The organism is Herbaspirillum sp. NPDC087042 (assembly GCF_044745245.1).
Taxonomy (GTDB): Bacteria; Pseudomonadota; Gammaproteobacteria; order Burkholderiales; family Burkholderiaceae_D; genus Herbaspirillum.
Genome location: NZ_JBIUZW010000001.1, coordinates 576,028 through 599,525, shown reverse-complemented (window position 1 = coordinate 599,525; position 23,498 = coordinate 576,028). Strand labels below are relative to the sequence as shown.

Annotated in this window: 22 protein-coding genes and 1 riboswitch; of the genes, 19 read left to right on the top strand and 3 right to left on the bottom strand. The window is 66.2% G+C overall.

Features of this window, described 5'->3' with window-relative positions:
- The first annotated feature begins 136 nt into the window (after positions 1–136).
- Complete coding sequence (locus tag ACIPHN_RS02675; RefSeq protein WP_400432328.1) at positions 137–991, top strand: MOSC domain-containing protein; 855 nt, start codon at positions 137–139, stop codon at positions 989–991.
- 90 nt (positions 992–1,081) lie between these two features.
- Complete coding sequence (locus ACIPHN_RS02670; protein ID WP_400432325.1) at positions 1,082–2,233, top strand: branched-chain amino acid ABC transporter substrate-binding protein; 1,152 nt, start codon at positions 1,082–1,084, stop codon at positions 2,231–2,233.
- Positions 2,234–2,308: 75 nt separating this feature from the next.
- Here ACIPHN_RS02670 and ACIPHN_RS02665 read toward each other — a convergent pair whose 3' ends face one another.
- The 3 genes from ACIPHN_RS02665 to ACIPHN_RS02655 form a co-directional block, all read right to left on the bottom strand.
- The gene (locus tag ACIPHN_RS02665; protein WP_400432322.1) at positions 2,309–2,770 is read right to left on the bottom strand and encodes a hypothetical protein; all 462 of its coding nucleotides are present in this window, start codon (positions 2,768–2,770) and stop codon (positions 2,309–2,311) included.
- Positions 2,771–3,118: 348 nt separating this feature from the next.
- Positions 3,119–4,132 carry a UTP--glucose-1-phosphate uridylyltransferase GalU gene (galU, locus tag ACIPHN_RS02660; RefSeq protein ID WP_400432319.1) on the bottom strand — a complete coding sequence of 338 codons (1,014 nt, stop codon included), beginning with the start codon at positions 4,130–4,132 and terminating at the stop codon, positions 3,119–3,121.
- A 79-nt stretch (positions 4,133–4,211) separates the two neighbouring features.
- Positions 4,212–4,577: a hypothetical protein gene (locus ACIPHN_RS02655; protein WP_400432316.1), complete on the bottom strand. Its 366-nt coding sequence runs from the start codon at positions 4,575–4,577 to the stop codon at positions 4,212–4,214.
- 380 nt (positions 4,578–4,957) lie between these two features.
- Here ACIPHN_RS02655 and ACIPHN_RS02650 point away from each other — a divergent pair, with 380 nt between their 5' ends.
- From ACIPHN_RS02650 to ACIPHN_RS02570, 17 genes are all read left to right on the top strand, one after another.
- On the top strand, positions 4,958–5,209 hold the full coding sequence (locus ACIPHN_RS02650; RefSeq protein ID WP_198980782.1) for a GlsB/YeaQ/YmgE family stress response membrane protein: 252 nt from the start codon (positions 4,958–4,960) through the stop codon (positions 5,207–5,209).
- A 339-nt stretch (positions 5,210–5,548) separates the two neighbouring features.
- The gene (pgm, locus tag ACIPHN_RS02645; protein ID WP_400432313.1) at positions 5,549–7,198 is read left to right on the top strand and encodes a phosphoglucomutase (alpha-D-glucose-1,6-bisphosphate-dependent); all 1,650 of its coding nucleotides are present in this window, start codon (positions 5,549–5,551) and stop codon (positions 7,196–7,198) included.
- Between the two features lie 176 nt (positions 7,199–7,374).
- A complete protein-coding gene (locus ACIPHN_RS02640) occupies positions 7,375–7,659 on the top strand; it encodes a hypothetical protein (protein ID WP_400432310.1) in 285 nt (94 codons plus the stop codon).
- A 54-nt stretch (positions 7,660–7,713) separates the two neighbouring features.
- Entirely contained in the window at positions 7,714–7,866 is a 153-nt protein-coding gene (locus ACIPHN_RS02635; protein ID WP_400432307.1) for a hypothetical protein, read from the top strand.
- Positions 7,867–8,076: 210 nt separating this feature from the next.
- Complete coding sequence (locus ACIPHN_RS02630) at positions 8,077–8,805, top strand: hypothetical protein (RefSeq protein ID WP_400432304.1); 729 nt, start codon at positions 8,077–8,079, stop codon at positions 8,803–8,805.
- A 149-nt stretch (positions 8,806–8,954) separates the two neighbouring features.
- Positions 8,955–9,467 (top strand): hypothetical protein, encoded by a 513-nt coding sequence (locus ACIPHN_RS02625; protein WP_400432301.1) that lies wholly within the window; start codon positions 8,955–8,957, stop codon positions 9,465–9,467.
- A 112-nt stretch (positions 9,468–9,579) separates the two neighbouring features.
- A riboswitch (cobalamin riboswitch) is annotated at positions 9,580–9,809 on the top strand.
- Positions 9,810–9,949: 140 nt separating this feature from the next.
- Positions 9,950–10,156 (top strand): CbtB domain-containing protein, encoded by a 207-nt coding sequence (locus ACIPHN_RS02620; protein WP_400432298.1) that lies wholly within the window; start codon positions 9,950–9,952, stop codon positions 10,154–10,156.
- An 11-nt stretch (positions 10,157–10,167) separates the two neighbouring features.
- Positions 10,168–10,920: a CbtA family protein gene (locus ACIPHN_RS02615; RefSeq protein ID WP_400432295.1), complete on the top strand. Its 753-nt coding sequence runs from the start codon at positions 10,168–10,170 to the stop codon at positions 10,918–10,920.
- 35 nt (positions 10,921–10,955) lie between these two features.
- Positions 10,956–11,297, top strand: a complete 342-nt coding sequence (locus ACIPHN_RS02610) for a (2Fe-2S) ferredoxin domain-containing protein (protein ID WP_400432292.1) — start codon at positions 10,956–10,958, stop codon at positions 11,295–11,297.
- Entirely contained in the window at positions 11,290–15,465 is a 4,176-nt protein-coding gene (locus ACIPHN_RS02605; RefSeq protein ID WP_400432289.1) for a cobaltochelatase subunit CobN, read from the top strand. Before ACIPHN_RS02610 ends, ACIPHN_RS02605 begins: the two co-directional genes overlap by 8 nt.
- Complete coding sequence (locus ACIPHN_RS02600) at positions 15,462–17,465, top strand: putative cobaltochelatase (protein ID WP_400432286.1); 2,004 nt, start codon at positions 15,462–15,464, stop codon at positions 17,463–17,465. The genes ACIPHN_RS02605 and ACIPHN_RS02600 overlap by 4 nt, the downstream gene beginning before the upstream one ends.
- Positions 17,393–18,202 (top strand): cobalt-precorrin-7 (C(5))-methyltransferase, encoded by an 810-nt coding sequence (locus ACIPHN_RS02595; RefSeq protein ID WP_400432283.1) that lies wholly within the window; start codon positions 17,393–17,395, stop codon positions 18,200–18,202. Before ACIPHN_RS02600 ends, ACIPHN_RS02595 begins: the two co-directional genes overlap by 73 nt.
- Positions 18,199–19,794 carry a precorrin-8X methylmutase gene (locus ACIPHN_RS02590; protein WP_400432280.1) on the top strand — a complete coding sequence of 532 codons (1,596 nt, stop codon included), beginning with the start codon at positions 18,199–18,201 and terminating at the stop codon, positions 19,792–19,794. Before ACIPHN_RS02595 ends, ACIPHN_RS02590 begins: the two co-directional genes overlap by 4 nt.
- A complete protein-coding gene (cbiD, locus tag ACIPHN_RS02585; RefSeq protein ID WP_400432278.1) occupies positions 19,794–20,984 on the top strand; it encodes a cobalt-precorrin-5B (C(1))-methyltransferase CbiD in 1,191 nt (396 codons plus the stop codon). Before ACIPHN_RS02590 ends, cbiD begins: the two co-directional genes overlap by 1 nt.
- A complete protein-coding gene (gene cobI / locus ACIPHN_RS02580; RefSeq protein WP_400432275.1) occupies positions 20,981–21,748 on the top strand; it encodes a precorrin-2 C(20)-methyltransferase in 768 nt (255 codons plus the stop codon). Before cbiD ends, cobI begins: the two co-directional genes overlap by 4 nt.
- On the top strand, positions 21,745–22,521 hold the full coding sequence (gene cobM, locus ACIPHN_RS02575; RefSeq protein ID WP_400432272.1) for a precorrin-4 C(11)-methyltransferase: 777 nt from the start codon (positions 21,745–21,747) through the stop codon (positions 22,519–22,521). Before cobI ends, cobM begins: the two co-directional genes overlap by 4 nt.
- Positions 22,518–23,333 (top strand): cobalamin biosynthesis protein, encoded by an 816-nt coding sequence (locus ACIPHN_RS02570; RefSeq protein WP_400432269.1) that lies wholly within the window; start codon positions 22,518–22,520, stop codon positions 23,331–23,333. Before cobM ends, ACIPHN_RS02570 begins: the two co-directional genes overlap by 4 nt.
- Positions 23,334–23,498 lie beyond the last annotated feature (165 nt).

Genomic DNA, 23,498 nt, shown 5'->3' with positions numbered 1-23,498 from the left:
ATGGTGAGGATGGAGGAAAAAATCTGTTGGCATTGTCGCATGACATGGGGACGATGCGGTTTTCGCTTGCAAGTCCACGCCAGCCTTATGGTAATGTCTTGCCGAAACTATATCTTGCAAACGCCCATTTCGCATCATGTCCACGCTTAGCGCCATCTATTTCTATCCCGTCAAGTCGTGTGGCGGCATCGCCCTGCAACACGCCGAGATCGGCCCGCTGGGTCTGGCACTGGACCGCCACTGGATGGTGGTCGATGCCCAGGGCAGCTTTCTGACCCAGCGCAGCCATCCGGCCATGGCATGCATCCGCCCGGTACTGGAGGGCGGGGCGCTGGTGTTGCAGGCCCCCGGCATGAGCCCGCTGCAGCTGGATGCGCGTGGCGAGGATGGTGCCGTACTGACCGTGCAGGTCTGGAAATCCACGCTGGCAGCCCTGGACCAGGGGACAAGGGCGGCAGACTGGTTCTCCGCCTACCTGGGTGAGGCGGTGCGCCTGGTGCGCTTCGATCCGGCCGTGGAGCGCCTGGCCAACAGCCGCTGGACCGGTGAGTACCGGGCGCCGACGCAGTTTTCCGACGGCTACCCCTTGCTGGTGATCGGCCAGTCCTCGCTGGATGACCTCAATGCCCGCCTGGCGGCCAAGGGCGCACCGGTACTGACGATGGACCGGTTCCGTCCGAATCTGGTCATCGACGGCCTGGACGCCTACGAAGAAGACTACATCGATACCCTGAGCTTCGGTGAAGGCGCGCAGCAGGTGCGCCTGAAACTGGTCAAGCCCTGTGCACGCTGCCCGGTGCCGGGCATCGACCAGGCCAGCGGCCTGCGCGACCCGCAATGGCCCGACGAGCCGCTCGATACCCTGGCGACCTATCGCGCCAACCCGCGCGTGGACGGCGGCCTGACTTTTGGCCAGAACGCCATCGTCATCGCCGGCGTAGGCGGCACCCTGCAGGCTGGTCAGGCGTGCGAGTGGGAATTCAATTTCTGAGTGGACGGGGCAGATCGCGCATGGCGCGAAACCTGCTAGGCAGTAGGCTGGCAAGCATCGATACAGCAAACAACGAGGACGAACAAGGTAATGCGTAGAACAATCCTGCTGGGCGCCGCGCTGGTGATGTCGGGGGCGTGGAGCGTGAACCAGGTCGCGCTGGCGCAGACGCCGCGCACCGTGGTCATTGGCCTGGCAGCCCCCATGACCGGACTTTCCGGCAGTACCGGAATCAGCCTGGAACGGGCGGCACAGCTGGCCATCGACGATCTCAACGAGAGCCGCCCGGTCATCGGCGGCGAGCCAGTGCTCTTCAAGCTGCTGCCGCAGGACGACCGCGCCGACCCACGCACCGGCGAGCTGATCGCCGAATACTTCGTCAAGAGCCGGGTGGCCGCCGTGGTCGGACACTGGAACAGCGGCGTGGGCATCCCTGCCTCGAAGATCTATGCCGCCGCAGGGATCCCCCATGTGTCGCCGGCGGTGACGGCTCCCGCCTATACGCAGCAGGGCGCAGCTACCGCCTTTCGTATCGTGCCACACGATGGTGATGGCGCCAGGCACACGGCAGAGTATGTCCTGCACGACCTGAAGGCCAAGTCCATCGTCGTCATCGATGACCGCACCCTGTTCGGCAGCACCTATGCCGACGAATTCGGCAAGTCGGTGGCCACCCTGAAGGGACGGGTCGCCGCCCGCTATTCGGTCAGCAGCAAGACCTCGGACTTCAACAGCATCCTGCGCGCCATCCGCAGCATCGCGCCCGACGTGGTGTTCTTTGCCGGTATCGATGCCCAGGCGGCGCAACTGGCGCAGGACCTGCGGCGACTGCAGATCAAGGCACCACTGGTGGGCATCGGTGGCCTGGTGGGGCCGACCTTCCTGAAGCTGGCCGGGCCGGCAGGCGAGGGGACCACCGTGGTGGAGCCCGGGCTGCCCGCCTACAAGGGGCCGCAATGGACCCACTTCGAGAGCGCATGGAAGGCGCGTTACAAGGACGAGATCTACCTCTACGCGCCCTTTGCCTATGATGCCGTGCGCGTCATCGCAGCGGCCATGCGCGAGGCCGATTCGGTGGAGCCCGCCAAGGTGACGGCGGAGCTGCACAAGATCCGCTACCGTGGCATTGCCGGCAACATCGCCTTCGATGCGCAGGGCAATCTGCGGGATCCGGTCTTTACGCTGTACCAGGTCGCCAACGGGCGCTGGCGCGTACTGAAGATCATCGGCGAGAAGAACTGACCCCAAAAACAATGCCGCCCGGTCGCAGGACCGGGCGGCATCACGATGACACGCCTTGCGGCAGGTGCCAGGGAATTACTTCTTGGGACGACCCACCTTCAGGGGCGTGAGGCCGCCGAGGATATCCTTGAGCTCGGCGATCTTGAGGTTCTTGATCAGCGACACGCCAATGCGCAGCAGGTCACTCTTCTTGATCTCGACACCAGCCTTCAGGCAGGACTTCTTGACCTGGGCCAGCACCGCGTATTCGTTCTCGGGCATGGTGAAGCTGTCGCGCACCTGCTTGACCTTCTTGGCCTTGGGCGCCTTTTCGATCTTTTCGGATTTCTTTTCAGCCTTGACCGGCTCGGCCGCCTTGGGAGCAGCAGCGGGCTTGGCTGCCGGAGCTGCCTTGGGCGCCGGCGCCGGCTTGGCCGCAGCACGCGCTGCAGGCTTGACGGCAGCTTTCTTCACCGCCGGCTTGGCTGCCGGTGCAGCCTTGGCGACGGGTTTCTTCTTTTCGGTCGATGCTGCTGCGGCTTGAACTCTGGTGGCCATGAACGCTCCTGTTGAAAATTGATATAAACAATATATATTTTTTGCGCCTTCGCCGCAATCGGGCTTGCAAGTTGTGAACGATTTCATAACAAATTTCACATATGCAAACGTTTTCAGCCTGTTTCCTCTGACCAAAAACAGACACTGTCGCTCATCGGCACCCTCATGCGACGATTCCATCGTCCCGGCGAAATGAACTTCTCCAGATTCACCGCCGCGATCCTAGCAAGTCCAGGTTAAAGCTCTGTGACAACGCGGGAAAACAATTTACACGAAGCATACACCCATAAAAAAAGCAGTCCGGCCCGAAGGGCAGGACTGCAATCAACAACACTCTCTACTGGGGACTTACATGACGCTACTGGCTGCTACTGGCTGCTTTTCGGTGTGGCCCGTGGACGTGGCGTTGTGGTTGCTGCCGCTGGGCTTGAGCGGGGTGACGGTGGCCGGGCCCTTGGGCTGGGCCGCTTGGGCCAGGTCATGCTGGGCGGCGAACTCCTGCAGGAACTGGGCAAAGCCGCCGCCCACTTCCTTGTGCTTGAAGCCCATGGCCACGGCAGCCTTGAGGTAACCGAGCTTGGAGCCGCAGTCGAAGCGCTGGCCGTCGTAGCGATAGGCCAGGATCTGCTCCTGCTGCAACAGGGCCGAGATGGCGTCGGTGAGCTGGATCTCGCCGCCGGCGCCGGTGCCGATATTTTCCAGGCGTTCGAAGATGGCCGGGGTGAGCACATAGCGGCCCACCACGGCCAGGGTGGAGGGAGCCTCTTCCGGGGCCGGCTTTTCGACGATGCCGCTCATCAGTTCCAGGCGATCGCCGTAGGCGCTGCCGCTGACGATGCCGTACTGGCGGGTTTCCGGACGCGGCACATCCTGCACGGCCAAGAGGCTCTTGCCTTCGCGCTCGTACATGGCGGTCATCTGCGCCATCACATTCTTCTGGCCGGGCTCGACATCCATGAAATCGTCGGCCAGCAGCACGGCGAAGGGTTCGTCACCCACCAGCGGCTTGGCCAGCAGCACGGCGTGGCCCAGGCCCAGGGGCTCGGCCTGGCGCACGTAGACGCAGTTGATGTGCTTGGGTACGACGTGGCGGATGGTTTCCAGCAGCTTGACCTTGCCGGCGGCTTCCAGTTCGCTCTCCAGTTCGTAGGCCTTGTCGAAGTGATCCTCGATGGCGCGCTTGTTGCGGCCGGTGATGAAGATCATTTCGGTGATGCCGGCTTCGACGGCTTCCTCGACGGCGTACTGGATCAGTGGCTTATCGACGATGGGCAGCATTTCCTTGGGTTGCGCCTTGGTGGCGGGTAGGAAACGGCTGCCCAGACCGGCGACGGGAAAGACTGCTTTGGTGATTTTCTTCATGGTAGGCCCAGGTAGATTTAGTTGAAGGACGTGGCATCCTCACCCACATGCACGACAGGCTCTGCGGCGCGTTGGCACCTCATGCCTGCTTGTTGTTCTTGATCATCTTCAGTTGCAGGAACGCCCGGCAACCATGGAATAGCGGTGCCACACCCGGGAAGGCATGACTGAGCAGGCCAGCAGCGATATCCAGCAGGCTGCCCTCAGGCCGGCGCCCGGCGTAGCGTCGACGCTGCACGGGCACAGGTGCGGGCGAGCCCAGCTCGATGCGGCGGTGGCTGCATCCTTCATTGAGCTGTTCCAGTACCGTGGCCAGTTGCGGCGCCTTGGTCGAAATCTGTTGCATCAGGTCGGCCGATTCACGGGCATAGCGCGCATATTGCTGGGCGAAGGATGGAGCGGCAATCCTGGATGCTTGCTCCTGGCTGGAATCGGTGGTGGGCATGATGGTGGCTTTCGTGTCGGTGCTGCCTGTCTGTCTATCTGTTTGTCAGTTTGCTCGGACCGCTGGCATGGGATGCTGCACTGCATTGCTCCGATTGGACGCCAGATTAAGAAAACTCGGGGCGCAGCACTATAGGAATGCCGCCTTTTGATGTGTAGGAAAACAGGAAGCCGCGCGCCTTTGCATCGGGCCAGCAGCATGTTGCCGGGCCAGCCGCTCCCGGCGGGCGGAAGGGCGCGTCTACGGGGCTTGTCCTACAAGGAAATGGGCCGCTGTCCGATAGCTCATACGCAGCTGTCTTCCTACCATGACCTCATCCGTTGCAGTGCATGCGGCGGAACGAGCAAAGACACCCGATAACGATATGGAAAGGGAACATCATGGAACATGGACTCATCGCATGGCTGATCATCGGTGCCGTGGCCGGCTGGCTGGCCGGGGTACTGGTCAAGGGCGGCGGCTTCGGGCTGCTGGCCGATATCCTGATCGGCATCGTCGGCGCGGTCATCGGTGGCTGGCTGGCGGGCTTGCTGGGGATCGCCGTGGGTGGCGGTATCCTGGCCTCCATCATCACGGCTACGCTGGGCGCGGTCGTACTGCTGGTGATCGTGCGCGCCTTCAGGCGGGCCTGAGCAGCCCCGTAGCCAGGCAAAAACCAAGTACAAATCAGGTACAAATCGGTACGAATGCCATTGCCGGCGGCAGCCCCTGGACGATGCGTCCGCGCCTTTGCGCGCGGGCGCATTTTCCATGTCGGCGTGACCGGCAGGGCGGGCGGCTCCCTCGGGGTGAAAATGATCCAGGGCAAGCCCCTCTACAAGATTGCACGATGCTGCGCTGCAAATGCTGCGCTGCCGTTACAATGCCCGCCAACATAGCGAGAAAGAGAATCGGCTGTCCCGGCGCTGCACTTTGCGCCGGCATGGCTGGTCCCAATGCGGTCCTGTTTCCATCTATCAAGAAAAGCCACCATGAGTAGCGTCAATCCCCTGGCCGGCAAGCGCGCCGCCCCTTCGGCACTGGTCAATCTGCCGGTGCTGCTGTCCAACTACTACAGCCTGCGTCCCGACGTGGCCGAAGCCAGCCACCGCGTGGCCTTCGGGACCTCGGGCCATCGTGGCAACGCCAACGCCCACAGTTTCAACGAATGGCACGTGCTGGCCATTACCCAGGCCATCTGCGACTACCGCCGCGAGCAGGGCTTCAAGGGGCCGCTGTTCCTGGGCATCGATACCCATGCGTTGTCCGAGCCGGCCTGGCATAGCGCGCTGGAAGTGCTGGCCGCCAACGACGTGGTGACCATGCTGGCCGAGGGCAGCCCGTATGCGCCCACCCCGGCCGTGTCGCACGCCATCCTCACGCATAACCGCGTGCACCGCGACAAGCTGGCCGATGGCATCGTGGTCACGCCCTCGCACAACCCGCCCGACAATGGCGGTTTCAAGTACAACATGCCCAATGGCGGCCCGTCGGATTCCAACGTCACCGGCTGGATCGAGAAGCGCGCCAACGCCTACCTGGAGCAGCAGCTGCAGGGCGTGCGCCGGATCAGCTTCGAGCAGGCGCTCAAGGCCGAGACCACGCGTCGCTACGATTACCTCGACAGCTATGTTGGCGACCTGCCCAATATCATCGACCTGGCCGCCATTGCCGGCGCCAATGTCAGGATCGGTGTCGATCCGCTGGGCGGCGCCGGCCTGCATTACTGGTCGGCCATCGCTGACCGCTACAAGCTCAACCTGGAAGTGGTCAATACCGACGTCGATGCCACTTTCCGCTTTGTGCCGCTGGACTGGGATGCGCAGATCCGCATGGACCCGTCCTCGCCCTATGCGATGAGCGAACTCATTGCCCTGAAGGATCGCTTCGACGTGGCCATGGCCTGCGATACCGACCATGATCGCCACGGCATCGTCGCCAGCAGCAGCGGGCTGATGCCGGCCAACGACTACCTGTCGGTGGCGGTGTATTACCTGTTCCGCCATCGTCCCGCCTGGCGCGCCGATGCGGCCGTGGGCAAGACCCTGGTATCGAGCCAGATGATCAACCGGGTCGCCGCCCACCTGGGCCGCAAGCTGGTGGAAATGCCGGTGGGCTTCAAGTGGTTCGTCGACGGCCTGTATGACGGCAGCCTGGCCTTCGGTTGCGAGGAGAGCGCCGGCGCGTCCTTCGTGCGCTTCGACGGCCAGCCCTGGAGCACCGACAAGGACGGCATCACCGCCGCGCTGCTGGCCGCCGAGATGACCGCGCGCACCGGCAACGACCCGGGCCGCATCTACCAGGAGCTGACCCAGCAACTGGGCGCGCCGCTCAATGGCCGTATCGAAGCCGCCGCTACTCCGGAGCAGAAGGCCCGCCTGTCCAGGCTGTCGCCGGACGACGTCACTTCCACCGAGCTGGCGGGCGACACCATCCGCGAGGTCCTGACGACGGCGCCCGCCAATGGCAAGGCCTTCGGTGGACTGAAGATCGTCACCGACAATGGCTGGTTCGCGGCACGCCCGTCCGGTACCGAAAGCATCTACAAGATCTACGGCGAGAGCTTCCGCGACCAGACGCACCTCGACAAGATCTTTGCCGAGGCGCAGGACATCGTCAGCCGGGCGCTCAAGGCCGCCTGAGATCGGCATCGGGGCCAAGGCCCGCATGGAGGAGACCGGAAACGCCGCTGGCCGCGAGGCTGGCGGCGTTTTTTCCATCCCTCCTACAGGTGGATGGGCGGGTGTCCTGCTGTGACGTGTCGCGCAACGTCGTAGAATGAATATTCCATGCCACAACCCGGCCAAGGAGGAGCGCCATGGAACCCGTACGATCGCAATCCCGCGTTGCCATCAGCCAGCCCAAGCCAGCCGCCGAGCGGGGACTGGAGCCGGACGGCACCGAAGATCCCTGGGCCAATGCCGACGACGGCGTGCTGCCCGGTCCCGCAGACCAGCCACTGCGCCCTCATCCATCGTCACCGGAGACGCACATGCACAAGCCCCAGGATACGCCGCCGGTGGAGGTTCCACCGCTGGAGCCGACACCGTCGCAAGACCCCATTCCACACCAGAACCCTAGCACCACGATCGGCAAGGACTGAGCGCACGGTCCATCCGTGTGTGGTCCATCGGCCGATGCCCGAGAGGAGGCTGACTTGAGCTTTGCCCTGCATACCCCCCAGGAAAACCCGCCGACCCATGATCCCCATCTGCCGCCGCCGGAGCTGCCCGATGACGATCCCATTCCGGTCGAGGACCCGCCGCTGAACCCGCGTCCCTCGGACAAGCCGATTCGCATGTCGTCGTGAGGATCGCTGGTCCTTTTGGCGGGACAACAAATCCATCTGGTTCCTGCAAGTTGACTGACATATTCGAACTTTTCTGATACCGGCACGCCTGCAGATGTGAAAACATGGCGAACTTGCGCTGGAGAGTGTTCCAGGGTCGTTGCCATTGTTGTTATTGTTGCCATTGTTGTCATTGTTGTCATTGTTGTCATCTTGCGAGGAGAGCCGGTCTTGTCCCATCTGCCCAAACACATGTACCACCTGCCCACGCGGCATGTGATCGAGGCGCCGGCATCGCTCCATGTCGTGCTGCGCACACGGCAGGAGGGTGGTCGGTCGGGCCAATGGGGCGATTGCCAGGTCCTGTGCGAGCAGCGGGCTGACCGGCATGGCCAGCCGCAGGCGGCCATGGTGGTCTATCTGTCGCCCTTCGATGCCTGTTTCGACGCTGCCTGGTGCGGTCTGTCAGCAGAGCAGTACCAGGTGGTCCCGGCAACCGGTTTCGAGCCGCGGGAATTGCTGGGCAGTGGCACGGGGCCGCTGCACTACTGCCTGCATCTGGCCTGGGGCGCGCGTGACGGCGCCCTGGCCGTACGTCGCCAGGGGGCGCTGGTACGGCTGTCGCTGGCCAGGCAGGCTTTGGTATGGCCGGGGATCGAGTCGGTACATCTGCAGCTTGTGCAAGACGAATTGACGTCCTATCAGCGCCTGTGGGAAGGCGCCGGTCTGTTTGCCCACGCCGAATCGCTGAGCGCGATCCTCGCCTGCAGCGATCGTCAGCGCGCCGCGCACGCGAGCCGCGCCATCGACCGCATTCCCGCTACCGTGGCGGCCGGGGAGGACGTCAACCAGGTCGCCCTCTACGATGTCGAGGCGGCACAATGGCATTTCGTCGCACTGGGCGGCGTCGGCGGGAAGCAGGGCGACCGGGTCGGGAGGGACTGGCACAGCAATTTTTGACCTAAACATTCAGACTTTTCTGATATCGCACGCAACCTGGTTCTGTAACGATGACTTGACCGGGACCCGCCCGGGTCCCCGTTGTCGTTCGTGAAAGTGCCAGCTCCATGTATGTGTGCCCCCTTTTTCGCCGCCTGGCAATGCCCGCGATGCGCGCCGTCTGGCCTGTGCTGCTGGTTTGCAATGCCTCGTGCAGCGTGGCGCAGCAGCCTCCGAAGGAGGTGATCGACACCTGCCTGGCCTTTGGCCCGCTGGATGGCAATCCGGTGGTGATTGCGCCGCTCAAAGGCCGCTTGCAGGCCATGGACAATGGCGCACACCCGGCGTACCGGCTGTTCTTCCCTGACGGAGACAACAAGACCTGGCGGGTCGGCTATGCCAGTGCCAGCGTCGATGGCGCCGACTACCTGTTCGTCAATTCCCATCGCGGCTACCTGGCGCAGGCGGTCAGCCTCGGTACGCCGGTACCGCACAGTGTGCGTGGCCTGCGCCATGCGTCCTTTGCGCTGTTGCGCTACCAGGGCTGGCGCTATGTCTGCCTGATGGAACGTCGCGGCGGCTCCGGCCATTCCCCATGGCGATCGGCCTTCGTGGCCCGCATCCCGCCGCAGATGGGGACGGAGCTCAGGCTGTTCTACGCCAGTTCGGTCTCGCCGGGCTGACCACGCGCTGATCATTCGATGATCCCCCCGCTGTTCCCCCCGCTTTTCCTCCGCTGACTGCGGGCAACATTCTCGTATTGCCCGCAGGGACAGCCCCCTTTATACTCCCGGACTTATTAGCATTGCTTCTGGTATTGCCTGCGCAGCCGCGCCGGCAGTTGAAACGGGAAGCCGGTGCGGCCCCTCCTCCGGGAATGCGGCCAAAGCCGGCGCTGCCCCCGCAACGGTAAGCGAGGATGGACACGCAAACGCCACTGTGCCACGTGCATGGGAAGGTGCCTGTCCCGAAGCCCAGGCTTCGTCTCGCCAGCCCGGAGACCGGCCAGGAGCGACCTCTTGAATGACTCGCGGAGGGCGATCATGCGGACAGCTCCCATCATTTCCGGTTGGTTCACTCCAGCGCCGCCCGCGTGCGGCAGGATGTTGCATGGGCGCTTGCGCATTGGCGTTCTCCCTTCCATCCACTAGCCAAGGAGCAGCCCATGTCCACCACTTCCGGCCTCGATGCCCGCAGTACCACCGACTCCACCCACGCCGGCAGCAGCGTCTGGCGCGATCGCATCGCCCCGTCCCTGCTGGCCTTCGCGCTGGGTGCGGCACTGATCTATGGCGCTGGATTCGCCTCCAAGGTCGAGCTGCACAACGCCGCCCACGACGGCCGTCATTCGGCCGGCTTCCCCTGCCACTGAGGGGGGCGACGATGAACTGGACAGTGTTCCGGCGCATGGCGTCGGCAGTGGTCGTGGCCGGCGCCTTGTCGGGTGTGCTGCTCTCTGGCGTGCAGCAATTCCAGGTCGAGAAGATCATCCTCAAGGCCGAGGAATATGAAAAGGCGGGCGAGGCCGCAGAAGCTGCCGCGCCCCATGCCGAGGAGCACCAGCATGAACACGGGCCTGCCGCTGCCACCGCATCGGCATCCGAACGTGTCCACGAGCACAGCCATGACGCCGATGCCTGGGAGCCCGCCGATGGCGCCGAGCGTACCGGTTACACCGTGCTGGCCAATGTCAGCATGGCGGTCGGCTTTGCCCTGATGCTGGTGGCCGCGATGGCCATCAGCGGTCGCCGCGTCAGCTGGCGCACCGGCCTGCTGTGGGGCCTGGCTGGCTATGGCGTGTTCTTCGTGGCGCCTTCGCTGGGCTTGCCGCCCGAAGTCCCCGGCACCCTGGCCGCGCCCCTGCATGCGCGCCAGCTGTGGTGGGTGATGACGGCGGCCATGACGGCGGCCAGCCTGGGCCTGTTCGTCTTCACACGCGGCTGGCCGTGGAAGCTGGCCGGCCTGGCGCTGCTGGTGGTGCCGCATCTTGTGGGCGCACCCCAGCCCGAGGTCCACGGCAGCGTTGCCCCGGAAGAGCTGGCGCAGGCCTTCATCCACGCCACCGCCCTGGCCAATGCCGTGTTCTGGCTGGCCCTGGGTGGCCTGACCGGCTTCTTCTATCGCCGGTTCGGCTGACTGTCCGGCGTCGCGGCGCCTTTGAAAGTGAAGCAATGAGAACTCATCACCGCCACGTACTGATGTGCGTGGGGCCGCGCTGCACCGAGAACGGCGTCCTGGCCGAATCGATGTTCGCCGTCCTGGGCGAACAGATCGACGCCCGTCCCGAATTGCGCGTCAAGCGTACCCGCACCCATTGCATGGTGGCCTGCAAGGCGCAGGCCCCGGTGGTGGTGGTCTATCCCGAGGGGGTCTGGTATCGCTGCGAAGATGCCAGCGCCATCGAACGGGTGGTGGTGGAGCACCTGGAGGGTGGCCGCGAAGTCAGCGAGCTGATCTTCCATCGCCTGGGCAGCGGCGATGTCCATCCCGAACCGGAGAGCAGCGATGCCTGAGCACACTCTGCATACTCCGCACACTCCACGTATTGCGCTGCTCACGCACGCCCCCACCGACCTGGCCATGCTGGAGAGCGCGCAGGCGCAATTGCCGGCCGACTTCCCGGCGGTCACCGGCTACGACCTGCAAGGCCTGCAAGCCGATACCGACGAGCAGGGCAATCCGCGCCGCACGCTGGGGGCCATGCTGCGCCATGAGCTGGCGGCGGCCGATGTGATCGTCCTGCGCGTGCTGGGCCGGCTGGGCGCGGTGGCCGGCTTCCCCGAACTGCTGCGCACGGCGCGCCACGAGGGGCGGCACCTGATCGTGCTGTCCGGCACGGGCGAACCCGATGCCGAACTGGCGGCGGCCTCGACCGCCCCGGCCGACGTGCAGCAGCAGGCATTGGCCTATTTCAATGGCGGCGGCAGCGTCAACCTGGCGCAGCTGCTGCGCTGCCTGTCGGATCGCCTGCTGCTGAGCGGCTACGGCTACGAACCCGCGCAAGCCCTGCCGGAACACGGCATCCATCACCCCGACCTGGAACAGGACGCCACCCTGGCCGACTGGCTTGCCCTGCGCGCCACGGCGCCTGAGGGCAAGCCGGCGGTGGGCATCATCTTCTATCGCGCTCACTGGCTTTCGGGCAATACCGCCTTCATCGATGCACTGGTGGCGGCGCTGGAAGCGCGCGGCATGGATGTGCTGCCGGTCTTCACCTCGTCCTTGCGGGTGTCCGCCGGTGCGGCCCATGGCCTGCCACCGGCCCTGCAATACTTCGGCGGCGAGGCGGAGAAGGGCGCGCACGTCGATCTGCTGATCAACACCACCTCCTTTGCCATGGGCGAGATCACCGCTGGCGGCATCACACCGGCCGGCTGGTCGGTGTCGGTGCTGGAGCAACTGGACCTGCCGGTCCTGCAAGCCATCACCAGCGGCATGACGCAGGCGCAGTGGCAGCACTCCACACGCGGCATGAACCCGCTGGATGCCGCCATGAACGTGGTGCTGCCCGAGTTCGATGGCCGCATCATCGGCGTGCCGCTGTCCTTCAAGGCCGCCACTGAATCCGGCGCCGTGCGCTACCAGGCCTTGCCGGATCGCGTGCATCGCATCGCCGGCCTGGCGCAGCGGCTGGTGAAGCTGCGCAAGACACCCAATGCCCGCAAGCGCATCGCCTTCATCTTCACCAATTCCAACAGCAAGGCCTCGCAGATCGGCAACGCCGTCGGCCTGGATGCACCGGCCTCGCTGATGGCCGTGCTGCGGGCGCTGTCGGCCGATGGCTACGGCATCGGCGACTTGCCCGACAGTGGCACGGCGCTGATCCATGAACTGGTGGATCGCTGCTCCTACGACGACATCCTGCTCACCGAAGACCAGTTGCGCCGCGCCGCCGCGCGCATCCCGGCGGCGCGCTATGCGCAATGGTTCGCCGCCTTGCCGCCGGCCCTGCAGGCGAAGATGGTGCGCCAGTGGGGCGACGCGCCCGGTGAGGCCTATGTGCACGACCAGCACCTGGTCATCGCCGGCCTCGACCTGGGCAACGCCTTTGTCGCCCTGCAACCGCCACGCGGCTACGGCATGGACCCGGACGCCATCTACCACCAGCCCGACCTGCCGCCCACCCATCACTACTACGCGCTGTACCGCTGGCTGGACGAAGAGTGGGGCGCGGACGCCATCGTCCACGTCGGCAAGCACGGTACCCTGGAGTGGCTGCCGGGCAAGGGCGTGGGGCTCTCCGAGGAATGTTTCCCGGATGCGTTGCTGGGCGATGTGCCGCTGTTCTATCCCTTCATCATCAACGACCCGGGTGAGGGCTCGCAGGCCAAGCGCCGCGCCCACGCGGTGGTGGTGGATCACCTGACCCCGCCCATGACCACCGCCGACAGCTACGGCGCGCTGGCCCAGCTGACCCAGCTGGTGGACGAGTACTACCAGGTCGAGGTACTGGATCCCGCCAAGCTGCCCCTGCTGCAACAGCAGATCTGGGAGCTGGTGCGCCAGACCAACCTCGATACCGACCTGCAATACAAGCTGCTGCATCATGATCACGACCATGACCATGACCATGACCACGGCCACGATCATCACCACCATCATCATGGCCATCACCACCACGGTGACCATGGTCACGACCACGATCATGATCACCCCCACGAGGAAGGCGAACTGCCGCACGCCCTGGCCGAGCTGGACGGCGCCGGCGTGGCCCACCTGATCGAAGACCTGGACGGTTACCTGTGCGAACTGGGTGCGGCCCAGATCCGCGACGGCCTGCACATCCTGGGCCGCATGCCCGATGCGCAGCAGCTGCCCGACATGCTGGTGGCACTGACGCGCCTGCCCAACCAGGACCTGCCGGGCCTGCAGGAAGAGGTGGCGCGGCTGTTCGGCCTGTCGATGGACATGCTGCTGGAGCACAAGGGCCGTCGCCTCAACATCGACGATGCCCTGGCCCGCACCGCCGGCCGTGCCATCGTCACCCGCGCCGATGCGCTGGAGGCCATCGACGCGCTGTGCCTGTCGCTGATGCAGGCCCTGCAAGCGCAGGACTATGCCGAGGCTGCCATCGAGGGCGTCGTTGCACAGCACTTCGCTGCACTGGCGCAGGCGCCGGCCGACGAGCGCCCGCGCCTGCAACCGGCGGCCGTCAAGGCCGTCGGCAGCGTGCTGGGTAGCCTGCGTGGTACTGCGCGTCCGGCCTTGGCGTCGTCGGCACCCAAGCGTGTGGTGAGAGCGGCCAAGGCCGCGCCGGATATCGACTTCGCGGCCTTGCGCCGCGTGCTGGCCTTCGCCTGCCAGCAACTGGTACCACGCCTTGCGCAGACCAGCGAAGAGATCGGCAACCTGCTGCGTGGCCTGCGCGGCGGCTATATCCCGGCCGGCCCCAGTGGCTCGCCCACGCGGGGCATGGCGCACATCCTGCCCACGGGCCGCAATTTCTACTCGGTCGATCCGCGCAGCGTGCCCTCGCAATCAGCCTGGCGCGTCGGCCAGCAACTGGCACGCGAGGTGCTGGAGCGCCATCACCGCGAAAGCGGCGACTATCCCGAGAGCGTGGCCATCAGCATCTGGGGCACCAGCGCCATGCGCACGCACGGCGACGACGTCGCGCAGATCCTCTCGCTGATGGGCGCGCGCCCGATCTGGCGCGCGGGCAATCGCCAGGTGGCCGGCGTCGAGCTGGTGCCGCTGGCCGAGTTGCAGCGCCCGCGCATCGATGTGACCACCCGCATCAGCGGCTTCTTCCGCGATGCCTTCCCACAACTGATCGAGCTGATCGATGACGCCGTGCAACTGGCGATTGCCGCCGACGAGCCGGAGACCATGAACTTCGTGCGCAAGCACTACCTGCGTGATATCGGAGAAGGCCTGCAAGCCGGCCTGGGCCAGGCCGAGGCTGCTGCCCAGGCATCCTACCGGGTCTTCGGCGCCAAGCCGGGCAGCTATGGTGCCGGCATCCTGCCGCTGATCCAGGAAAAGAACTGGCAAGACCAGGCCGACTTCGCCGAGGCCTATATCAACTGGGGCGGCTTCGCCTATGGCCGCAAGGTGCAGGGCGCCGACCAGCGCGAGGCCTTCCGCCAGCGCCTTGCCGGCGTGCAAGTAGCCCTGCATAACCAGGATAACCACGAGCACGACATTTTCGATAGCGACGACTACCTGCAATATCATGGCGGCATGATTGCCACCATCCGTGCCTTGTCCGGCCAGCAGCCGCGCCACTATTTCGGCGACAGCCACGATCCCCAGCGCGCCGCCGTGCGCGACCTGAAGGAGGAGACGCTGCGCGTGTTCCGCTCGCGGGTGGTCAATCCCAAGTGGCTGGCCAGCATCCGCCGCCATGGCTACAAGGGCGGGCTGGAACTGACCGCCACCGTCGATTACCTGTTCGGTTACGACGCTACCGCCCAGGTGCTGGACGACTGGATGTACCAGCAACTGGCCGAGACCTACGGCTTCGACCCGGCCATGTGCCAGTTCCTGGAAGAGTCCAACCCCTGGGCCCAGAACGCCATTGCCGAGCGCCTGCTGGAAGCCGCCAGCCGTGGCATGTGGCAAGAACCCGAGGCGCAGACGCTCGATCGTCTGCGTGAGCTTTACCTGCACAGCGAAACCCTGCTGGAAGCCCGTGGCGAGACGGTGCGCGGCAGCGAACATACCAAGGACCTGCAATGAGCCATGCCGTGACCGGCTATCCGTTTTCGGCCATCGTCGGCCAGCCACTGCTGAAGCAGGCGCTGCTGCTGTGCGCGGTCGATCCTGGCATCGGTGGCGTGCTGGTGCGCGGCGACAAGGGCACGGCCAAGAGCACCGCCGCGCGCGGACTCACCCAGGTGCTGCCATCGATTGCCCGCGTCGGCGGCTGTGCCTTCAACTGCGCCCCGGGCCAGCCGGCCGAGGCCTGTGCGGTCTGCCAGGCCGCGCAGGACGTCCTGCCCATCGAGGCCGAGGTGCCATTCGTGACCCTGCCGCTGGGCGCCACCGAAGACCGCGTGCTGGGTGCGCTGGATCTGCAGCAAGCCCTGCAGGGCGGCCAGCGTGCCTTCCAGCCGGGCCTGCTGGCGGCGGCCCATCGCGGCATCCTGTATATCGATGAAGTCAACCTGCTGGCCGATCACCTGGTGGACGTGCTGCTCGATGTCGCGGCCATGGGCGTGAACTCGGTGCAGCGCGAAGGACTGTCGATCAGCCATCCGGCGCGCTTCACCCTGATCGGCACCATGAACCTGGAAGAGGGCGACCTGCGTCCGCAATTGCTGGACCGCTTCGGCCTGATGGTGGAAGTGAGCGCGCCCACGGACAAGTCGGTACGCGCCGAGGTGGTGCGCCGTCGCATCGCCTATGAAGCAGATACGGCAGCCTTCGCGACGCAATGGCAGGGCGCCCAGGAGACCTTGCGCGCCCAGGTGGCTCAGGCACAGCGCCTGCTGCCCGAGGTGGTCCTGGATGACGCCATGCTGGAACTGATCAGCCACCTGTGCTGCGAATTCGAGGTGGCCAGCCTGCGCGCCGACATCGTCATGCACAAGACGGCGCGCGCACTGGCGGCCTTGGAGGCGCGTGCGCGCGTGACCCCCGACGACGTGCGTGCGGCGGCTATGCTGGTGCTGCCGCATCGCCGCCGCCGCAAGCCCTTCGAGCAGGCCGGCATGGACCAGGACAAGCTGGACGAGCTGGTCGATCAGGCGCGCCAGCCGCAACCGCCACAGGCCGGCGATGACAGCGATGACGGCAGCCAGTCGGCGCCGCCGCAATCCCCGGAAGGCGAGCCGCAAGGACAGCAACAAGAGCAGCAACAAGAGCAACAAGACGAAGAAGGCGAGGGCGGCCAACAGACCTTCGCCGTCGCCGCCACCGGCGCGGCCCGCAAGATCAGCGTGGCCGCCATGCCCAATACCTCCGCCTCCAGCGCCAGCGGTCGCCGCAGCGCCGTGGCCGATGCCAGCCGGGGCAGCGCCTTGCGCGCCGTGCCCGACGCCAATCCCGACCGCCTGGCCGTGGGTGCCACGCTGCGCAGCGCCGCCCTGCGGGGCGCCCTGGCCGGCGAGGACAGCGCCCAGCTGACGGTGACCCGCGCCGACCTGCATCGCCAGGTACGCAACGGGCGCGGCGCCAACCTGATCGTCTTCGTGGTCGATGCCTCCGGCTCGATGGCCGCACAGCGCCGCATGGAAGCGGTCAAGGGGGCAGTGCTGGCCCTGCTGACGGACGCCTACCAGCGTCGCGACCAGCTGGCCGTGATCGCCTTCCGGGGCGAGCAGGCCGAATTGCTGCTGGCCCCGACCCGCAGCGCCGACCTGGCCGAGCAAGGCCTGCGCGAACTGCCCACCGGCGGGCGCACACCCTTGCCGCATGCGCTGCAACTGGCCGCGCAGATGCTGCAACAATCCGCGCCCCAGGACGCGCCGCCGCTGCTGGTCATCCTCTCGGATGGCCGCGCCAACGTCGGCTTGCCCGGCAGCCAGGGCGACCCCTGGCAGCAGACCCTGGACGCGGCTGCCGTACTGGCCGCGCAAGGCGTGCCGGCGCTGGTGCTCGACACCGAAGCCGGCTACCTGCGCCTGGGCCGTGCGGCCCAACTGGCCGAGGCGCTGGGTGCGCGTTGCCTGACCCTGGAACAATTGACCGGCGACGCCCTGGCGTTGACCGTGCGCGCGCAACTGGGCGCGCGCTGAAAGGACTGACGATGATTATCTGCATAGGCGCCGGCCCCGGCGACCATTCCTACCTGACCCTGCGCGGTGCCGAGCTGATCCGCAACGCCGATGTCGTGGCCGGCTTCAATGCCGTGGTCGATGTGGTCAAGGACCTGATCCCGACGACCGCGCAAGTGGTGCTCATGGGTTATCGCGATCAGGTCGCCAAGCTCGACGAAGTGGCAGCCCTGCACCATGCCGGCAAGCGTTGCGTGGTGGTCTTCATGGGCGACATCCACTTCAGCGGCTTCCAGTACCTGGAACGCGTGGAGCGCGCCTGCGGCCACCGCGTGGAAACCCTGCCGGGCATCTCCTCGGCGCAGATCCTGGCCTCGCGCGCCCGTGTCTGCTTCGACGAGACCACCTTCATCACCTTCCATCGCCGTGGCGACCTGGAGCCCTTCAAGCGCCACCTGGTCAATGTGTTGAAGGATGGCCGCAACGCCATCGTCATCCCCTGTCCGTGGGATGCGGCGCGCTCCTTCATGCCGCGCCATATCGCCAGCTACCTGCTGCAGCAGGGCGTCAATCCCGACCATCCCACCGAGGTGTGGGAAAACCTCACCCGGGGCGACGCCGAATGGCACGGCAAGCTGGCCGACTGCGCCGATGTCGAGTTCAGCGACATGAGCATCATGCTCATCCGCACCCTCACGCCCATGGATAGCCAGATCGAGCCGCCGCCGGAGAAGGCGGCCAGCGGAGTGCCGGCATGACTGCCACAAACAAGCTGAGCAGCCCGGGCCGCTCGGCGGTCGTCATTGCCGGTCATGGCAGTCGCGACCCCGACGCGCTGCGCGAGTTCGAGGCGCTGGTGGAACTGGTGCGTGAGCGCGCCGGCCAGCGCATCGTGCGCCATGGCTACCTGGAATTCGCCGCCCCCACCATCGCCGATGCGGCCGCCGCCTGCGTGGCCGAGGGCGCCACCGAAGTGGCCGTGGTGCCGGGCGTGCTGCTGGGTGCGCGCCATGCCAAGAACGACATGCCCGCCGAACTGCTGGCGCTGGCGCGTGCCTATCCGCAGGTCGATTTCCATTTCGGCGCGCCCATGGACCTGCATCCGCTGCTGCTGCAACTGGCACAGCAACGTGTGGTCGAGGCCGAGGCGCAGTCGGAAGAGATCATCCACCGCCAGGATGCTTGCCTGGTGCTGGTCGGCCGTGGCACCACCGATCCCGATGCCAATGGCGAAGTCGCCAAGCTGGCGCGCATGCTGCAGGAAGGCATGGGCTTCGGTGGCGTGAAGGTCTGTTTTTCCGGCACCGCCACGCCCCTGGTGCGCGAGGGCCTGTCGCAGGCCGCCGGGCAGGGCTGGCAGCGCCTGGTGGTGTTGCCCTTCTTCCTCTTCGATGGCGTCCTGGTCAAGCGCATCTATGCCGCCGCCGACGAACTGGTCCAGCGCGAACCGGGTGTGGAAGTGCTCAAGGCCTCCTACCTGGGCGTGCACGCCCATGTCGCCGACGTCATGCTGGAGCGTGCTGCCGAAGCCGTCGAAGGCCGTGCCGCGATGAACTGCAGCCTGTGCAAGTACCGCGTCCAGATCGTCGGTTTCGAGCAGCAGGTGGGCGAGCCGCAGCGCGCCCATCACCTGCAGGTGCGCGATCTCTCGGCGCGCGAGCAGGCCGTACCAGTGGCCTTGCAGACCACGCCTTACGTGCCGCATCCCATCGAAGCCGAGAGCATGCGCATCATCGATGCCGGGCGCGACTGGCGCGTCTTCCCGCCAGAGCATCTGACGGTCTTGCAGCGCCTGGTGCATACCAGCGGTGACTTCGCCGCCGCCGATGAACTCTATTTTTCGGCCGGGGCGGTCCAGGCCGGCATGAAGGCGATCTTGCGCTGCAAGCGCGTAGTCACCGATGTGACCATGGTACAGACCGGCCTGAAACGGGCCGTGCTGGAACAGCTGGGCGTGCAGACCTGGTGCGGCGTGCATGACCCGGAGACGCACCTGATGGCGCAGAACCTGGGCATGACCCGCTCGGCTGCTGGCATCCGCCGCGCCTGGCAGAAGTTCGGCAACGACATGGTACTGGCCATCGGCGACGCGCCCACCGCCATCACCGAGGCCGTGCGCCTGATCCGCGAGCATGGCTGGCGCCCGCAGCTGGTGATCGGCCTGCCGGTCGGTTTTGTCGGTACGCGTGAGAGCAAGGACGAACTGCGCCGCTGCCTGCAGGTGCCGCGCATCACCAATAGCGGCACCCGTGGCGGCTCGCCCTGGGCGGCCACGGTGGTCAATGCCCTGATGATCGACGCCATCGCCTGGCTGGTGGAGCAGGAACGACAGGCCGAGGGCGCCGGCTGATGTCCGCGCCCGAGCTGCAGCGCGCCGAGTATGACCTGGCCGTGCTCGCGCCCAACGGCCTGCGACGCGGCCGCAGTACCGGCAGCTGTGCCACGGCGGCGGTGCGGGCGGCGCTGTACCGCCTGCTGGCCGGCGTGACGCTGCAGCACACGGAGGTCAGCCTGCCCGATGGCCGGCATTACCTGTGCGTACCGATCAAGGCGGTGCGCATGGTGGAAGAGGGCATGGCCGAAGCCGAAGTCCTGAAGGACGGCGGTGACGATCCCGACAACACCCATGGCGCCACCATTGTTGCCCAGGTGCGGCGCAACGCGGTCGGCGAAGTCCGCTTCTTCGCCGGCGAAGGCGTCGGGACAGCCACCATGCCCGGCCTGCGCGTGGCGGTCGGTGAACCGGCCATCAACCCGGTGCCGCGCGCGATGATGCGCGCCGCCGTCGCCGAGGTGCTGGACGAACTGAAACCCGGCCAGGCCGAAGCACCCGGCTTCGACCTGCACATTGGCTGCCGCGAGGGCAGGGCCATCGCGCCCAAGACCTTCAACCCCAAGCTGGGCATCGTGGGCGGCATTTCCATCCTCGGTACCTCGGGCATCGTGGAACCGATGTCGATGGCCTCCTGGATCGCCTCCATCGAGGTCTATATCCGCGTGGCGCTGGCGGCCTGCGCGCCGGGCGAGGCGCTGGCCTACCTGCCGGGCAAGATCGGCCGCGTCTTCGTGGCACAGGAGTTGGGGCTGCCGGAGAAGTGCAGCGTGCAGATCGCCAATTTCCTCGGCGATGCACTCGATTTCACCCAGCAGGCCCTGGCCGAGACCGGGCGCACGCTGCCGCTGCTGTGGCTGGCCGGCCACCCGGGCAAGCTGGCCAAGGTACTGGATGGGGTCTGGGATACCCATTCCAGCAAGAGCAACATGGCCATGCAGGGCGTGGCCCGCGTGGCGCAAGAGATGAACGCAGCAGGCGGGGTCGAGCTGTTCGACCCGGCGCTGTTGCAGCAGATGAAGGAAGCCAATACGGTGGAAGCAATCATAGACCTGGTCCGCCAGCAGGACGCCGCGCTCTCGCGCCGCCTGTGGAGCGAGATCGAAACCCGCATCGCCGCGCTGGCGCAGGCCCGGGTGCCGGCGGTGTCGCGTATCGAAGTGCGCCTGTTCGACCTCGACGGTCGTCACCTGGGAGCACTGGCATGACCGACCCCAAGACCGGCCGCCTGACCGGCATCGGCGTGGGCCCCGGCCCGGCCGGCTATTTGCCGTTGGCGGCGCTGGCTGCCTTGCGCAGCGCCGACCTGATCTACATCCCGCGCGCCCGTGGCGCCGAGCTGTCGGTGGCGCTGCAGTGCCTGGAGGGCGTGGAGTTCGACCGCAGCCGCCTGCGCGAGATCGAGTTCAACATGGACCCGGACCGTCAGGTGCTGCAGACGCACTATGCGCAACTGGGCGCACAACTGGTGGCGCAATTGCGCCAGGGCATGCAGGTGGTCTACCTCACCATCGGCGATGCGCTGACCTACTCGACCTATGGCTATGTGCTGGCGGCGGTGCGCGACCTGTATCCGCAATGCGATTGCGTGACCCTGCCCGGCATCACCAGCTATGCGGCGGCGGCTGCCGCCCTGGAATGGCCGCTGGGCGTGGGCAAGGAGCGCACCCTGATCCTGCCCTGTCCGGAAGATGCAGCCACGCTGCGCGCCGAGATCGAGAGCCATGACATCGTGGTGCTGATGAAAGTCGGTGCGCGCCTGCCCTGGGTGCTGGCGCTGCTGCGCGAAATGGGCATTGCCCGCCACTGCGGCTTTGCCCGTCGCATCGGCCTGGAAGGCGAGGTGCTGGCCAGCGACCTGACATCGCTGGATGCGGCCGAGGCCAGCGGCTACCTGGCCGTGCTGCTGATCCGCAAGAGCGCCCAGGAGCAGCGCCATCGCCCGCAAGAAGAATCGAAAGGAAATCCATGAAAGTCTATTTCATCGGGGCCGGTCCCGGCGCCGCCGACCTGATCACCCTGCGTGGCGCGCGCCTGCTGGGTCAGGTGCGCATGGTGCTGTACGCCGGTTCGCTGGTCCCCACCGCCATGCTGGAACATTGCCGCGCCGATGCCGAACTGATCGACACCGCCGCCCTGGACCTGGAGCAACAACAGGCCTGCTACGTGCGGGCGCAGGAGCAGGGCATGGACGTGGTACGCCTGCACTCGGGCGACCCCGCCATCTATGGCGCCACCGCCGAGCAGATGCGCCGCCTGGATGCACTGGGCATCGCCTACGAGGTGGTGCCGGGGGTGTCGTCCTTTACGGCCGCTGCCGCCGCCGTGTCGGCCGAGCTGACCAAGCCCGAGGTTTCGCAGAGCGTGATCCTGACCCGCGTCTCCGGACGCGCCTCGGCGGTGCCGGAGTCGGAGTCGATCGCTTCGCTGGCGGCGCATCGCGCCACGATGTGCATCTTCCTCTCCGGCCCGCACCTCAAGAAGATCGTCACCGACCTGTTGTTACACTATCCGCCCGAGACGCCAGTGACGCTGGTCTACCGCGCCAGCTGGCCGGAGCAGCGCGTCTACCAGGGGCAGCTGGACCGGGTGCTGGAAGAGAACAAGCGCGGTGAATGGAACCTGACCACCATGATGCTGGTCGGTGCCGCGCTGGACAAGCAGCAGGTGGCCGAGTCCAGCCTGTACTCCAAGGACTTCACCCACCTCTTCCGTGTGGTCAAGAAGCAGAAGGATGCCGCATGAATCCCGCCGCCGCCCACGCTGACCTGGGGATCTGGCCGGTGCGCGCCGAAGCGGCGCCACTGGCCATGCACCTGCAGGACAGGCTGGGTGGCGAGCTGTATCAACCCTGGCTCCAGGCCGATGCGGCCCTGTCGCAGCGTCAGCAGTTCGCGCTGGCCTACCGCCGCCACCGGCAGTGGATCATGCTGGGTGCCACCGGTATCGCCGTGCGCTTTCTCGATGGCCTGCCGCAGGACAAGCACAGCGACCCCGCGGTGGTGGTGGTCGATGAAGCGGCGCGGTTTGCCATCGCCTTGCTGGCTGGTCATGAAGGCGGCGCCAACAGCCTGGCTTACCGGGTGGCGCAGCTGACCGGCGCGCAAGCGGTGGTCACCACCGCCACCGAGGCGGTCAAGCCGCTGGTGCTGGGCATCGGTTGCCGCAAGCTGGCCTCGGCCGAACAGATTGCCACGGCGGTGACGCAGGCACTGGCACGATGCGAAGGCGCCACGCTGGCCCAGGTACGCGAAGTGGCCACCATCGATCTCAAGGCCGGAGAACCCGGCCTGCTGGCCTTCTGCGCCATGCATGGCCTGCCCTTGCGGGTCATCGCCCGCGACCAGATCGCCCAGCGTGCCTGGGTCGGCAAGCCCTCGGACTGGGTGCGCCAGAACGTCGGCGTGGACGGCGTATGCGAACCGGCGGCCCTGATCGCCAGTCCGCGCGGACGTCTGCGGCTGGGCAAGACCGCGCTGGACGGCGTGACAGTGGCGATCGTGGACGATGGCGAAGGCTGGCGTAGTTTTATTGAGAATTTGCAGGACCCGGTTTAGGGATGAACTTCATACCGTTCGTCCTGAGTAGCGGCGAAGCCGCGTATCGAAGGCGCTCCTGCCCATGGCAGGGGAGCAAGCTGGGGAGCGTCTTCGATACGGCCCTGCCGGGCCTACTCAGTCCGAACGGGCGTGAGAATTTTAGTAGTTACCGCTCAATTGTTT

Excerpts from the sequence above, each read along its gene's own strand:
- ACIPHN_RS02615 (WP_400432295.1), top strand. The coding sequence starts at position 10,168 with ATGAACTGGACAGTGTTCCGGCGCATGGCGTCGGCAGTGGTCGTGGCC.
- ACIPHN_RS02640 (WP_400432310.1), top strand. The coding sequence starts at position 7,375 with ATGGAACCCGTACGATCGCAATCCCGCGTTGCCATCAGCCAGCCCAAG.
- cbiD (WP_400432278.1), top strand. The coding sequence starts at position 19,794 with ATGTCCGCGCCCGAGCTGCAGCGCGCCGAGTATGACCTGGCCGTGCTC.
- ACIPHN_RS02650 (WP_198980782.1), top strand. The coding sequence starts at position 4,958 with ATGGAACATGGACTCATCGCATGGCTGATCATCGGTGCCGTGGCCGGC.
- ACIPHN_RS02610 (WP_400432292.1), top strand. The coding sequence starts at position 10,956 with ATGAGAACTCATCACCGCCACGTACTGATGTGCGTGGGGCCGCGCTGC.
- cobI (WP_400432275.1), top strand. The coding sequence starts at position 20,981 with ATGACCGACCCCAAGACCGGCCGCCTGACCGGCATCGGCGTGGGCCCC.
- galU (WP_400432319.1), bottom strand. The coding sequence starts at position 4,132 with ATGAAGAAAATCACCAAAGCAGTCTTTCCCGTCGCCGGTCTGGGCAGC.
- ACIPHN_RS02620 (WP_400432298.1), top strand. The coding sequence starts at position 9,950 with ATGTCCACCACTTCCGGCCTCGATGCCCGCAGTACCACCGACTCCACC.
- ACIPHN_RS02600 (WP_400432286.1), top strand. The coding sequence starts at position 15,462 with ATGAGCCATGCCGTGACCGGCTATCCGTTTTCGGCCATCGTCGGCCAG.
- cobM (WP_400432272.1), top strand. The coding sequence starts at position 21,745 with ATGAAAGTCTATTTCATCGGGGCCGGTCCCGGCGCCGCCGACCTGATC.
- ACIPHN_RS02670 (WP_400432325.1), top strand. The coding sequence starts at position 1,082 with ATGCGTAGAACAATCCTGCTGGGCGCCGCGCTGGTGATGTCGGGGGCG.
- ACIPHN_RS02570 (WP_400432269.1), top strand. The coding sequence starts at position 22,518 with ATGAATCCCGCCGCCGCCCACGCTGACCTGGGGATCTGGCCGGTGCGC.
- ACIPHN_RS02655 (WP_400432316.1), bottom strand. The coding sequence starts at position 4,577 with ATGCCCACCACCGATTCCAGCCAGGAGCAAGCATCCAGGATTGCCGCT.
- ACIPHN_RS02665 (WP_400432322.1), bottom strand. The coding sequence starts at position 2,770 with ATGGCCACCAGAGTTCAAGCCGCAGCAGCATCGACCGAAAAGAAGAAA.
- ACIPHN_RS02675 (WP_400432328.1), top strand. The coding sequence starts at position 137 with ATGTCCACGCTTAGCGCCATCTATTTCTATCCCGTCAAGTCGTGTGGC.
- ACIPHN_RS02590 (WP_400432280.1), top strand. The coding sequence starts at position 18,199 with ATGACTGCCACAAACAAGCTGAGCAGCCCGGGCCGCTCGGCGGTCGTC.
- ACIPHN_RS02625 (WP_400432301.1), top strand. The coding sequence starts at position 8,955 with ATGCGCGCCGTCTGGCCTGTGCTGCTGGTTTGCAATGCCTCGTGCAGC.
- ACIPHN_RS02605 (WP_400432289.1), top strand. The coding sequence starts at position 11,290 with ATGCCTGAGCACACTCTGCATACTCCGCACACTCCACGTATTGCGCTG.
- pgm (WP_400432313.1), top strand. The coding sequence starts at position 5,549 with ATGAGTAGCGTCAATCCCCTGGCCGGCAAGCGCGCCGCCCCTTCGGCA.